Here is a 13,890-nt window from a genome sequence, read left to right as displayed (position 1 = left end):
AGATTTTCAGGAATTAGTGTTTCCCGTGACCTTTATTTTCTCTTTTATTTCCGTGGTCGTTGTTTCTGTGGTTATCATACTTACCATGGTTATTTGAAGACTTACGGTTTTCGGAATATCTACGAGTATCATATTTTCTATGGTTTACAGCGTTTCTGTCGTTAGAATATCTGTGATTATCTTGTCTTTGTACAATTGTTCTTTGGTTTCCACCTCTATATCCTTTATAGTATGTTCTTCTGTCGTTATGGAAATTTGCGTAAGGTCTGTTACCATGGTAATCATTCAATACTACCTTATAGCCACGATTTAAATCATAGTTTCTATATTGTCTTGGTAAGTATCTTGATCTTACCCATCTTCCTTGTCCGAAATAGATAAACTGTGAAGCTCTAATATCATAGTAGGCCTGTACATCAGGTAAATAGTAGTAGTCTACATTTGCGTACCCTGTAGGACCCCATGATGGAGCTGTTCCTATATTTAAACTTACTGAAACTTGAGCTTGTATAGAGCTCGATACGAGTAGAATTATTCCAACGGCGATTAGTTTTAATGTTTTCATGTTTCTGTTTTTATTATTATTATATTTTTATTCCTTTTGTATATACTTTATGGCTAAATCCAACAACTGTGCCACAATGGTTTTAGCTCTATTTAATTAGGTTTATGCCTAACAAGAAAGTAAGACAATTTCGTTTATTTTATATAATATTGTTTGGTAATAAGTTGAAAATCAGAAGAAAATATTCAGATGTTTGTTTTTAATAAAGTTTGAGTAGTATTATCTCAACAAGGATTAATTTTATTTTTTTCGATTGTTAAATAATATTGTTTGTTATTTTTTTTCAGAGGCTTAATTGTAGCTATTGCACGATATTGATTTTAGCATGATTTAAATTGAGTTTTATTTGCAAAAAAAAAAGAAACGCGATTTGCGTTTCTTTTTTTAATTTGAGAATTAATGTTTGCCTTTTCCATTGTTTCCATGACTCTTGTGGCCGTTTCCTTTTTTAGAATAGTTATTATGGTTATCATTTCTTTTACCTATGGATCTTTGTGGTTGTCCTTTGTACCCTTTGTAATATTTAACTTTGTGTTGTTTATAGTGGGTATAAGGTGTTTTACCGTGATAATCGTTTAACACCACTTTGTATCCGTTGTATAAATCGTAGTTTCTGTATTGTCCTGGTAAATATCTAGATCTTACCCAGTTTCCGCTTCCGAAATAAATAAATTGTGAGGCTCTGACATCATAATAGGCTTGAACATCAGGCAAATAATAATAGTCTACATTAGAGTAGCCAGCTGGACCCCATGACGGAGGAGTACCAATGTTTACGTTGACTGAAACTTGAGAATGCATAGAACCAGATACAAAAAGTACGATTCCTAAGGCAAGGAGTTTTAATGTTTTCATTTTTTCTTTTTTTTTCTTTAAATCATTTTATGGGCAAGTATATTATCTATGCCTGATGGTTCAATTCAACTACTGTGCCACAGTGTTTATTTAACGTTTAATTGGTTTTAATTTTTGGCAAAAAAAAGAAACGCTAAATGCGCTTCTTTCTTAGTTTCAATGTAATTGACATTTATTATAATAATAAAATCAATAATAGGATAATGATAATTATTGCACCCACAGAAAAGTAAACACCATTTCCCGTAGATCTTAATTCCGATTTAATTTCACGAACTTCTTTGCGTAATTCTTTTCTTTCTGAAGAATTTAAAGAGGATTTGTCCATTGCTTTTATTTCATCTAAGCGATTAAGCATAGTTTGAACTTCAGCAGGAATTTCTTTTGGTTCGGTTGTAACTGCTGCTGCAATATTTTTTTCAGCAGCGAACATAGTTGTTGGTAACGCACCTAATGATAATACCATTACCATTAAATAGAAACTAAGTTTTTTCATCTTTTATTTGGTTTTAATTTAGAACGATTATTTACATAAAGATAATAACAATTTATTTATCAACATTATATAATTGCTTGTAAAATTTATAAAATTTACACTTTTTTTAACTATTTATTGTTTGTAGTTTTCTGTATACTAAGTGGTTAAAAATATATTAAGAGTACTTGTTTACTCGTAGAGTACTGTTCTTGGTTTTGCCAATTCGAAATTCTGAAGTCCAAAATCACCAGTTTCAAATGCGTTGGTCCTGAAAACATTATCACCTTCAAAAGGAATTGTAGGATAGTACGAAAGAGATAGCTGGAAAGAACTGAACACTAGATAATCATTGGTTATAATTAGTCCAACGCCAATTTTAGAATATGCTTTTGTCGTCTTGTTTCCATTTTCTTTTTGCCCCAATAAAGCTATGGAATAGTTGAAGTAAGGATTCATTCTAAATCCCCAAACATCATTTGGCGCATAGGCTTGTGTTTGCAAAGTTAATACCATTTTGTTCGATCCATAAACCGCACTATTGAAACCTTGAATGCCACGATCCCCATTAATAGTCAATTGATCACCTACGGAATTTAGTCTGTTAATTCCTATGATAGCTTGCGGTTTTATGAACTGTCTTAACTTCCATTTACCAAACTCAGTAAGTGAAGTGAAATAATTGGCTTGAAATGAAAATACAGTCTGTTCCGTTACGGATTTATTAAAGAAAGTGCCTATTTCAAAGTTGGTGCTTAAGAAGCCCCAATTGTGGTAATTTCCAAAGGAGATCTGACCGCCCAAATAGGGTCTCCACTTATTATTTTTATATTGGTATCCAAAGGTTAATCCATATATCCTGCCGATAGGAACATCTTCAACGACTCCGTTTTTAAAAATATACCTGTCTTGAATAAAATTACGTGTAGTGATACCAATTCCGGACATTATGAATTTTTCATTAGAGTAAAAATTGATGGGATCGTAATCAATAGTTGGAGTCTCGAGGTAATTTATGTTTAAGAAGCGTCCAGAAATAATTAAATTAGTAGTTTTGGCATTGATTGTATTCCCTTTAAATATTTGAACGGCTTTTCCAATCCAGAAATCATGCGAGCTGTATTTAAAATTTTGGCTGACATATTTTAAATCTATACCCTGTAAGGTGTCTTTTCTAAATTGTTGGTCCAAAGTGATCCCAGCAGCCCATTTTGTTAAAGGGGAATAAAAAGGGCGCTCAAAAGAGATGCTTTTATCATAATAATTATCTAGATCTATTTGGTATTTTAGTATTGTTTTTATGAAGGTGTTCCTAATGTTTGGTACGGTATACGCTAAATTATTGGCGGTTTTGCCATCACTTAATCTCTTGGTGAATTTATAATCAAATTGGTGACCTATTCCAAAAAAATTCCTTTCATTCAGTCCCAAGGAATTTCGTGAACCAGAAACAGAAATTTTGGGGATGCTGCTCCAAGAATCCAATACGCGAATGGTGATATCGACCGAATCAGATTTTACACCTGCAAATTCTTCTGTAATTGTTACTCGATTAACAAACTTCTGCGCCCGGATAATACGTTCAGATTCTTGAATCTTTAAAAAATTATAGGCTGAATTTTTTTTAAAAAGCAAGAGATTCTTTATGGCAAGTTCTTTTGTTTTAAGATGCAATCTATTACCTGTTCTTTCGGCCCAATTACCGGGTCTTCTTATGGTGTCAAGGTCAGAATAACCAAAAGGATCCAGTGTAATAATATTAATATTTCTTATTATTTTGTTTTCAGCTGCAATTCTTTTTTGTTCCTTAACAATTGGATTGTGTTTTTTTAATTTTGTTGGTTTAAAAATTAAACCATGCATAAACTTAGTGATTTTATTTTTTTTAGAATAGGTCTGGATTTGCTGATAAATTTCTGTACTGTCTTTTTCTGTTTTTTTAACTTGTGAAAAAGCATGCTGAACGCCCAAGAGCATCAAAAGGAGGAGCACTGTTTTTTGATTTCGAGACATTTGAATGTGAATTTCGGTAAAATATAAAAGCCGTTTTTATTCAAGCTACTGAGCTACAAATGTAATAATAATGGTTTTACATTGTCTCATTTTGATTAAAACCTTCTGTTTTATCGTTACCACTAGGGTCAAAAGCGTTGGCTTCATTTGTTTCAACTTTAGGATTTTTATTTGGTTTTACCGCTTTTAAATGTCTCCAGATGAATTTTTTTGGCATATTATCGCCCATCAGATAACCCCAAGGTTCTAAACTTTCAATTCGGTCGAAAATTATTTTTAGCATAGCCAATATTGGAATAGCCAAAAACATTCCTGCAATACCCGCAATACCACCTCCGATAATAATTCCAATAATTGATACGAATGCATTTATTTGAACTTTCGTATTTATTATTAGAGGAACAAGGATGTTATTGTCAATCAACTGAACAACAACATTTACTGCTATTACGCCCAGAATTATTGATATATCAGGTGCTCCGGTAAGTGAGGACAATATGGTCAAAACACCCGCAACAAGAATACCTAAATAAGGGATTAGATTTAGTATTCCCGTTATAATTCCCAATAAGATAGCATATTTTACACCTATAAAGTAAAGTCCGGCGCTTGTCAAAATAGATACAAAAATCATTTCTATGATCAAACCTACAATGTAGCTTTGTACAGATCCTTTGATTTGGGTTAAAATTTCTTGCAATTTTTGATGATGTTCTTTTCTGAATAGTTTAGCAAAGAATAAAATGAAGTGGGTTCTGTAAAGTAGAATTAAAAATGTATATATGGGGACTAATATGATATTGGCGATCGTGTCTGAAACAGATATTAAGGTGGTTGCCATGCTCTCTTTTCCCTTTTTAACAGAATCTTGTGTCACATCTTCAATGTATTTTCTTTGTTCCCAAATACTTACATTAAAATTACTTCTAATGAATCTTTGAATATCCGATATAAAAATGTTGACGTTTTTCTTGATAGTATTAAAATCGGCTGCAATATCACTTATTTGATAGGATATGAAGGCAAGAATTCCAATTATTGCAAAGACAAATAGGATCACAATGATAAATACCGCTAATCCTTGTGGGAAACGTAGTTTTGAATTCAAAAAAGTAACTCCGGGTAGCAATAGAACGGCAAATAGAAAAGCCATTAATACAGGTATTAATACACTTTTGCCCAAAAAGAAAATGTAGGTAATACTAATTATACATATTAAAGAAAAACCGAGTCTGATATAAAACGGATATTTGGTTTTGGGTTCCATAGAAATTTCGGAATTTATTGAGACAGATAAAATTAACTTGCAATTATCAAATAGCAGCAAACAAATATGATGTTTTTTTTGCTTTTCAAAATTACAGCTTTTTTATTTTTTTTTATATAATTACCACTTAAAATATATAAAGAGAGAAGGAGTGAGGATACCTTTTCTCGAATAAAATATTAATCGACAAAATTAGTTTCATTGAAATGATTTTTCATAATAGATATTCCTTTTTGAAAAAGTAAATTGTTGGGGTAAACAATTCTTTCTCCATCTTCCGTTTTTAAGGCAACATGAAAAGCACGAATATCTTGGATTTCTGCTACGATGGGGAAATCTTTATCATGAATTCTGATTACGTCTCCAATTTTAAAAGGAAATGAAAAAAACAGTATTACACCGGATGTTATATTACTTAAAATAGACCATTGTGCAAACATAGCAACACCTACCACTGTTGTAATTGAGGAAATGGCTATAATAATGTCTTTGGGTTGTACCCCCCAAATGATAATTAAAGCAATTATTGACAAAATGGTGGTTAACAAATGGATGTATTTGATCACCAGATTTGTTCGGTGCTCAATTCTGTGTGTCGTTTTTGCAAAGCGCTTCACTAGTTTTGAGATGATAATTCGCAATGCTAATACCAAAATTATCAAAATGGCAGTTGCAATCGCTTCTTTAAAAAAATCGTTAATAAAAGCCATCTTTTTCCTTTTATGCTAATTTACTCAAATATTCGTAAACTTTGTCAACAGGCAGCCCCATAACATTTGCATATGAACCTTCAATTTTTGAAACTCCTATAAACCCAATCCATTCTTGAATTCCATATGCTCCCGCTTTGTCATAAGGTTTATATTTATCGATGTAATAAATAATTGATTCGTCACTTAATTCGTTGAATGTTACTTTTGTTATTTCGTGCAAGAGCTCTGTTTTCAAATTTGTTTTAAAACAAACAGATGTAATTACCTCGTGAGTGGAATTAGATAGCGATTTTATAATTTCAAATGCATGTTGTTTGTCTTTTGGTTTACCCAAGGCATTTTCATTGTGCCAAACTATCGTATCGCTGGTAATAAGTATTTCATTTTGCTCTAAGTCGCCTTCAAATGCATTGGCTTTTAATTCAGCAAGAAAGTTCGTGATTTCAGCCGCTTTTAATTCTGGTGGATAAATTTCTTCTATCTCCTTTAATCTGATTTCAAAATCTAATTCCAGATCTTTAAAGAATTGTTGTCTTCTTGGCGAGCCAGATGCGAGGATTAGTTTGTACTGTTTTAATTTATTTTGAAGCATTGTATTTTATATTTAAAGTAATGATTACAATGGATATAATCCCTAAAAGCAGAATCCATTTTAGTAGTAGACTTAATTTATGAAATTCTTTCTTTGTTTTGGCAGGCCAAACTTTAATACTGAAGTAGAGCAATGGTGCCACCACAAACATAAAAGCATAAAATGTTGTTGCGAATAAATTATTAGCTACAAAATAATTGTTGATATAAACCAAAAGGAAAACTGTAGGTATTAATCCTAGAACAGAGGCTAATTTTGATGTCTTTTCAACTCCCAAAACGATGGCTAGAGTTTTCATTCCCTGATTAGAATCTCCTTTTATATCTTCTAAGTCTTTTACGATTTCCCGAATAAAATTAATCATAAATGCAAATATTGCAAAGTCCAAAAGTATTGAAAATAGGTTGGCCATGATTGGCTGATTAGCTTGGTCAATAACAGGATATAGATCGAAAACACCAATAATTACAACACTAAACGCAAGCAAAAGCGCAACAATTAGGTTACCTAGAAGTAGCATTTGCTTTAAGCTAGTCGCGTAAATATAGAGGGTAGCGGCAATTAGGATGAAAATGGCGGCAAAGCCAGGTTTTAAAATGACATTCGATAAATAGAAGCCGATTCCAACACCCGCAACATTTAATGCCACATAGATATTGTATGCGTTTGCTTCCGTAATTTTAGTACCAACAATGACATCTTTAGGTTTATTTTCAATGTCGGTATCCTGATCAAAAACATCATTGATCACGTAACCGGCTGCTGCCAATAAAACAGTACTTAGAACTAATAATCCGTATTGCCATTCCGCTAAAGCTAAAGGGACATTTTGTAGTTTCAAAAAGCCATATCTGAAAATCAACTGCATGAAAGCCAACATCAGTAGATTTTGATATCTGATAAGTTTAAGGAAATTCATAGCTGAGTTTAAGGTTATAGATTTTCAGTTACACTTTATTTTGAGGCTACTAAATGAGACTAGTCATGCTTTGCGTCAAAATATTCCATCCATTTACCCTGTACTTTCATTACCTGCTCTATAACATCACGTGCAGCACCTTTTCCGCCATTTTTATTGGAAATATAGGTAGAAATAGCTTTGATCTCAGGGCTGGAATCTTGAGGACATGTAGGAAGTCCTACTAATTTCATAACATGATAATCAGGTATGTCGTCACCCATATAAAGAACTTGTTCAGGATTTATATTGTACAATTCTATATACTCTTTAAACGTTTCCACTTTATCGGGGGTTCCTAAATGAATATCGGTAATACCTAAATTTCTCAATCGGACGCGAACTCCTTCGTTGCTTCCGCCAGAAATGATACATACGTTATAACCGCTTTCTACTGCTGCTTTCATGGCGTAACCGTCACGAATATTCATCGTTCTTAAAATTTCACCTTCGGTGGTTACAAATACGGAACTATCTGTAAGTACGCCGTCAACATCAAAAATAAAAGTAGTGATGTCATTCATTAATTCTTTATAACTTTTTGCCATTATCTTGTATTGATTGTGTTAGTATTTTATAAATGTTTGATTGATTGTTATTGGTCAAGAATAATTGATGCGCTTCAATTGTTTGCTTATCATTGCGTATTGCTGGCCCAGTTTGAGCATCTTCAGGTGATAGCGTAGTTATTTTTTGCGCTGTTTCCAGAATCAAAGGTTTTAGAATATCAAAAGGGACTTGGTGTTCCTTACAAATTTCACTTCCTAACTGGTACAAATGATTACTGAAATTATTTACAAAAACTGCAGCCACATGCAAGGCTTTTCTTTGTTGAGAGTTGATTGCAAAAACCTTATCGGAAATTAATTTAGCGACTTTTTCTAACAATCGAAAATCGGTACTGTTTTCACTTTCTAAGCAAATAGGGATATTTTTAAAATCGACTTCCTTATTTTTAGTAAAAGTTTGAAGCGGGTAAAAAACTCCTTTTCGGTTGTTATTATTCAGAGAATCTAGCGCAACACTACCCGATGTATGAACTACTAATCTGTTTTTGAAAGGGAGTTGATCAGAAACACTGGCGATAGCATCGTCAGAAACGGCTATTATATAAAGATCAGCATCCATTAAATCATTATAAGCAGTTACAATTTTGCTAGAGTCTAATAAGTGATTAGCAATCGAATCTTTTTTTCTAGAATAGACTTGAACCAATTCAATTTCGTTCCCAATGTTTTGGGATTTTTGTAGAGCAGCTATCAAATGTTGCGATACATTTCCAGAGCCAATAATAATAACTTTAAGCATTCGACAAAATTAGCATTTTTTTTTAAAGTGTTTGCAACTATTCGTACTATACATTTTTGATAAAAAAATGAATAAATACGATTGTTTCCTTGCCAATAAAAGCCTTAATTTTTGATTAAATTAACAATTGTACAAATAAAAAAGTCAACATTTTTAAGTACTTTTGTGGCAGTTTTAAAAAACGTAATTACTTACAAATGAATAAAAAATATTTCTCCTTTTTATTTTCTACACGATTAATGGCTATACTTTTCCTGACTTATGCAATAGCAATGGGTGCAGGAACTTTTATCGAAAGCAAATACAATACAGATACAGCTCGAATTTTAATTTATAACTCTTGGTGGTTTGAAGCTATTCATCTGTTTTTCTTGATTAATTTCATTGGAAACATAAAACGGTACCAGTTACTGAAAAAAGAAAAATGGGCCACTTTATTACTTCATTTGTCCTTTGTTTTTATCCTTATGGGGGCTTTTGTAACCCGTTATATAAGCTATGAAGGAATGATGCCAATACGCGAAGGCGCCGCCGAGAACCAGTTTTATTCGGATAAAACTTTCCTTACCGTTTATGTTGATGGAGAATATAAAGGAGAAATGAAACGTAAAGTCTTTGAGAAATCACTTTTACTTTCTCCTGCAACTAATAATAATTTTTCCATTTCTGATAAATTTGCCGATACTCCTTTCGTAGTTGAATACAAAGATTATATCATGGGAGCTAAAGAGTATGTAAAGGCTGATGATAAAGGGGTTCTGTATTTAAAGTTGGTAGAAGCAGGTGACGGAGGTCGTGAAGAACATTTCTTGAAGGAGGGAGAGGTTCAAAATATTCACAACGTTCTTTTTGCTTTAAATAAGCCTACAGAAGGCGCTATCAATATAAATACAACAGGAACAGAGTATACTATTCAAACTCCCTTTGAAGGAAATTTTATGCGAATGGCAGACAAACTTCAGGGCGCAGTTACTAAAGATGTTGTGCAACCCTTAATGATGCGTTCCCTATATTCCATTGGAGAGAAACGTTTTGTATTTCCTGATCCGGCTGTAAAAGGGGTAATTGCTTACGAGTCAAATAACGATTATAAAGCTAAAAATCATGATGATGCCTTAGTTTTAAGCATAAAAGCGGATGGACAAGAAAAGGAAGTTACCGTTGTAGGTTCAAAAGGGAAAGTAGGGCAGGTTCAAACGGTAAAAATAGGAGCGATTGATTATACTTTCTTCTACGGAAGTAAAGCTTATGTTTTGCCATTTAAAATAAAGCTGAATGATTTTATAGCTAAGAAATATCCTGGAACAGAGAAAAGTTACTCTTCGTTTGAAAGTAAAGTTAGCGTTCAAGATAGTGCTGAAACTTTTGATGCCAGAATTTTTATGAACAATGTATTAGACTATAAAGGATACCGCTTTTTTCAATCTTCTTTTGATCCTGACGAAAAAGGAACAGTATTATCTGTAAACCATGATTTTTGGGGTACAGGAATTACTTACGCAGGTTATTTCATGTTGTTTTTTGCGATGATGTCTATTATGTTTACGAAGCATTCTCGTTTTGCGGATTTAAAAAGAAAATTAGAAGTGGTAAAGGGTAAAAAATCAAAATTGATCACCGTTTTTGTTTTGTTGTTGAGTTTTAATGGCTTTGCACAAGTTCACAATCATGAGCATGATGCCGATGGGAATCATGAGGATCATGTTGAAAACGGGAATCACATTCGTGTTGCGCCTACCGAAAAACAGTTGGATTCCTTGGTTAATAAATTCAAAGTATCCGAAGAGCATGCGTCAAAATTTGGGCGATTAGTTATTCAGGATGCCGGCGGAAGAATGAAACCAATCAATACTTTCTCTTCTGAATTATTAAGGAAGGTGAGCCATTCCAATGATTATAAGGGAATGAATCCCGATCAGGTATTTTTATCAATGTCTCAATATGCACAATTATGGATTGAAGTTCCTTTGATTTATATCAAAAGTGGAAATGATAGTATTCGTAAGATAATAGGTGTTGATGTTAAAGCCCAAACGGTTCCATTCATCGCTTTCTTTGATGAAAAAGGGAATTATAAGTTGTCTCCGTATTTAGATGCTGCCTATAAAGCAGCTAATCCAAATCAATTTGAAAAAGATTTTATTGAAACGGATAAGAAAGTGAATCTAATGGAATCGGCATTAAGCGGAAGGATATTAAAGATTTTTCCAATTCCGAATGATCCTAATAATAAATGGGTATCTTCTTTAGAATTAGGTGAGGCTGGGTTAAAAGGAATGGATTCTACTTATACAAAAAGTGTATTGCCTTTGTATTTTGGCTCCTTAAACAATGCTTCGGTATCTAATGATTATAAAAATGCAGATGATTTAGTAGAAAGTCTCCATGGTTTTCAAAAGAAATTTGGTAGTAAAGTAATGCCTAGTGAAAGAAAAATCACGATGGAGATTCTTTATAACAAGTACGATATACTTCAAAAATTACCTTACGCCTATATTTTCGCTTCAATTTTGATGTTGTTTTTTACAATACTTCAAATTTTTAAAGAAAATAAGGTATTGCGTATTCTTATAAATAGTATGCATGTGGTAATAACGATTTTATTCGTTTTACATACATTTACTTTAGCGGCACGTTGGTTTATTTCAGGTCATGCGCCTTGGAGTAATGCGTACGAAGCTATTGTTTATGTGGCTTGGGCAACTATGTTCTTTGGTTTGACATTTGATATCAAATCAAAGCTGACAGTGGCTTCGGCTGCATTTGTAGCAGCAATGATTTTATCAGCGGCATACATGAACTGGATTGATCCAGAAATAGCTAATTTACAGCCTGTACTTAATTCTTATTGGTTAATGATTCACGTGGCTGTTATCGTTGCGAGTTACGGACCTTTCGCTCTGGGAATGATATTAGGTTTTGTTTCTTTATTATTAATCTTTTTCACTAATGAAAAGAACAAAGCAAAAATGGATTTGAACATTCAAGAGATAACCTATATCAATGAAATGGCCTTAACGATAGGGTTAATCATGTTGACTATTGGTAACTTCCTTGGTGGACAATGGGCTAATGAAAGTTGGGGGCGTTACTGGGGATGGGATCCAAAAGAGACTTGGGCATTGATCAGTATTATGGTTTATGCATTTGTGATTCATGCGCGATTTGTACCTTCATTAAGAGGAAAGTGGATATTTAACCTGATGAGTATGTTTGCTTTTGTATCTATTTTATTTACCTATTATGGAGTAAACTTTCACTTGGTAGGATTGCATTCTTATGCAAGTGGAGAAGCACATTCATTAAGTTGGATATGGTATTCTTTAGGGACAATCTCTTTTATAGGTGCCATTACTTATCCAAAGTACAGAAAGTACTATAAAAAATAAAACCGTTTATTTTGGTTTCAAAAATTATAAAGGTTCAACTGAGAAGTTGAACCTTTTTTGTTTCGTAAATTCTCGGGCAGTGTCATTCGAAATTGCTTTAACAGGTATTTTTTTACATGAAATTATGTAAAAATGTAGTTTAACGTTTTTTATCGTATTTCATCCTGTTTTTATGAAAAATAGGTTACATTTATTCAAGATATATTTGTAAGTGTTTAATTAAAAAAATTCGCATGAAATTTTTGTTGTTGTTTTTTTCTTCTTTCACTTTTTATGCACAAGTTATACATCATCAAATGATCTCTTCGCAGGGAGGTTCTGTAGAATTGACTAAGGGGTTAATTGTGAATCAAACTATTGGCCAACAAAGTAGTATTGGTAATTCAAATAAGAATTATATTATCATTCAGGGTTTTCAACAAAGTTTATGGAGTACTTTTATATCTTCTAATAATGTTGATTCGGTTGTTACTAAAACATATCCAAACCCTTTTGTAGAAACGGTAAATTTTCAATTCTCACAAGCAATTACAGAGCCTATAACTATCCTTATTTATAATGTTAGCGGGCGCCTAGTTTTTGATGGGAAGAAAAGTGCAACTGATACAATTTTGAGCGTTAACCTAGCAAATTTACCCACATCACAATATTTAGTTCACCTATATTCAAACAACTTCAGTTACTATACTCAAATCATCAAATTATGATAGAAAACTACTCTTCATTTACTTCGCTTAAAATAAGCGACTCTGTTTTTATCAAGGAGTTTATTTCTTTCTTGTGAAAAGTCCCAAAATATATTTATGAAAAATCAAATTGTTAGCCTGACTTAATCTGTTAAAGTAGAATTATTAATTGCTACGGAAATGGTTTGTTTAGGTGGGGGATATAATTTGCCTTGTATTAATAATATATTGAGGCTGTCAGGCAGTTTTTTTATTTAGACCCAATTAACTATAATTTAAAATACAATATCAATTCATTTCATTATGAAAAAAATAATCATATTATTACTACTTTTTACAGCAGCTAAAAGTTTTGCACAAAATAATGGAATTACTTATCAAGCTGTGATAATGAATGCGCGAGGGGGTCAATTGCCTAGTGTTGCTTCTCCAAATATCCCTTTAGTTGAAAAAGATATTTGTATGGTTTTTAAATTCGTTGATGAATTTTCAAATGTTGAGTACCAGGAGACCGTTCAAACCAAAACAGATCAGTTTGGAATGGTAAATTTAATTATTGGTTCTGGAAGACAGACCGCTGGATATGCCGATTCTTTTAAATCTATAGTGTGGAGTTCTTTAAATAAAAATTTAGTTGTTGGAATTAATACCGACGGTAATTGTTCCAGTTATACTCAGATTAGTGATCAGCCTTTTAGTTATGTGCCGTTGGCTTTTTCTGCCTTAAATGCTGATAATGTTACGGGTGTTGTAGCAATTGAAAATGGAGGGACAAATGCATTAACAGTTTTGGGAGCTAAAACTAATTTACAAATTGAAAATGTAAATAACACAAGTGATCAAGATAAGCCAATAAGTACTATAACTCAGTATGCGTTAAATGGAAAAGAAAGCTTAGCTAATAAGAGTTTAAATATTGCTTCGGATGGTTATTCGGATACTAAATACCCAAGTGTTAAATCAGTAAAAAGCTATGTTGATGCTAGCGCTACTTCAGGATCTACGGCTTTAGGAGCAGAAGTTTCAAGAGCTACAACAGCAGAAACAGTGAATAAAACGGCAATTTCAA

General features: G+C 32.6%; 13 protein-coding genes. 3 read left to right on the top strand and 10 right to left on the bottom strand.

The features are described 5' to 3' along the window. Positions 1-13: 13 nt before the first annotated feature. The 10 genes from HJ01_RS15220 to HJ01_RS15175 all read right to left on the bottom strand — a co-directional run bounded on the left by HJ01_RS15220 (position 14) and on the right by HJ01_RS15175 (position 8,746). Positions 14-565, bottom strand: coding sequence for a hypothetical protein (locus HJ01_RS15220; RefSeq protein ID WP_007139377.1), 552 nt, complete (start codon positions 563-565; stop codon positions 14-16). 396 nt (positions 566-961) lie between these two features. Further along, positions 962-1,420, bottom strand: a complete 459-nt coding sequence (locus tag HJ01_RS15215; protein WP_007139376.1) for a hypothetical protein — start codon at positions 1,418-1,420, stop codon at positions 962-964. A 175-nt stretch (positions 1,421-1,595) separates the two neighbouring features. Beyond that, positions 1,596-1,916, bottom strand: a complete 321-nt coding sequence (locus tag HJ01_RS15210) for a hypothetical protein (RefSeq protein WP_007139375.1) — start codon at positions 1,914-1,916, stop codon at positions 1,596-1,598. A 171-nt stretch (positions 1,917-2,087) separates the two neighbouring features. Continuing rightward, positions 2,088-3,908: a hypothetical protein gene (locus tag HJ01_RS15205; protein ID WP_007139374.1), complete on the bottom strand. Its 1,821-nt coding sequence runs from the start codon at positions 3,906-3,908 to the stop codon at positions 2,088-2,090. Between the two features lie 76 nt (positions 3,909-3,984). Beyond that, complete coding sequence (locus HJ01_RS15200) at positions 3,985-5,175, bottom strand: AI-2E family transporter (protein WP_081478724.1); 1,191 nt, start codon at positions 5,173-5,175, stop codon at positions 3,985-3,987. Between the two features lie 179 nt (positions 5,176-5,354). Further along, positions 5,355-5,885: a mechanosensitive ion channel domain-containing protein gene (locus HJ01_RS15195; protein WP_007139372.1), complete on the bottom strand. Its 531-nt coding sequence runs from the start codon at positions 5,883-5,885 to the stop codon at positions 5,355-5,357. A 10-nt stretch (positions 5,886-5,895) separates the two neighbouring features. After that, on the bottom strand, positions 5,896-6,480 hold the full coding sequence (locus HJ01_RS15190) for a Maf-like protein (protein WP_007139371.1): 585 nt from the start codon (positions 6,478-6,480) through the stop codon (positions 5,896-5,898). Then, positions 6,467-7,399 (bottom strand): geranylgeranylglycerol-phosphate geranylgeranyltransferase, encoded by a 933-nt coding sequence (locus tag HJ01_RS15185; protein ID WP_081478723.1) that lies wholly within the window; start codon positions 7,397-7,399, stop codon positions 6,467-6,469. Before HJ01_RS15185 ends, HJ01_RS15190 begins: the two co-directional genes overlap by 14 nt. 59 nt (positions 7,400-7,458) lie before the next feature. Beyond that, the gene (locus HJ01_RS15180; RefSeq protein ID WP_040474044.1) at positions 7,459-7,986 is read right to left on the bottom strand and encodes a KdsC family phosphatase; all 528 of its coding nucleotides are present in this window, start codon (positions 7,984-7,986) and stop codon (positions 7,459-7,461) included. Next, entirely contained in the window at positions 7,970-8,746 is a 777-nt protein-coding gene (locus HJ01_RS15175) for a Rossmann-like and DUF2520 domain-containing protein (protein ID WP_007139368.1), read from the bottom strand. The genes HJ01_RS15180 and HJ01_RS15175 overlap by 17 nt, the downstream gene beginning before the upstream one ends. Before the next feature lie 197 nt (positions 8,747-8,943). On the opposite strand from HJ01_RS15175, the gene ccsA reads away from it, so the two are divergent. The 3 genes from ccsA to HJ01_RS15160 form a co-directional block, all read left to right on the top strand. Continuing rightward, entirely contained in the window at positions 8,944-12,135 is a 3,192-nt protein-coding gene (gene ccsA, locus HJ01_RS15170; protein WP_007139367.1) for a cytochrome c biogenesis protein CcsA, read from the top strand. A gap of 233 nt (positions 12,136-12,368) precedes the next feature. Beyond that, complete coding sequence (locus HJ01_RS15165) at positions 12,369-12,842, top strand: T9SS type A sorting domain-containing protein (protein WP_007139366.1); 474 nt, start codon at positions 12,369-12,371, stop codon at positions 12,840-12,842. Positions 12,843-13,124: 282 nt separating this feature from the next. After that, positions 13,125-13,890: hypothetical protein (locus HJ01_RS15160; RefSeq protein WP_040474043.1), on the top strand; the 766-nt coding region annotated here is incomplete at its 3' end.

It is taken from the genome of Flavobacterium frigoris PS1, from assembly GCF_000252125.1.
Classification (GTDB): Bacteria; Bacteroidota; Bacteroidia; order Flavobacteriales; family Flavobacteriaceae; genus Flavobacterium; species Flavobacterium frigoris_A.
The sequence above is the reverse complement of the archived record's forward strand: the minus strand, read 5'-3'. Positions and strand labels throughout refer to the sequence as shown.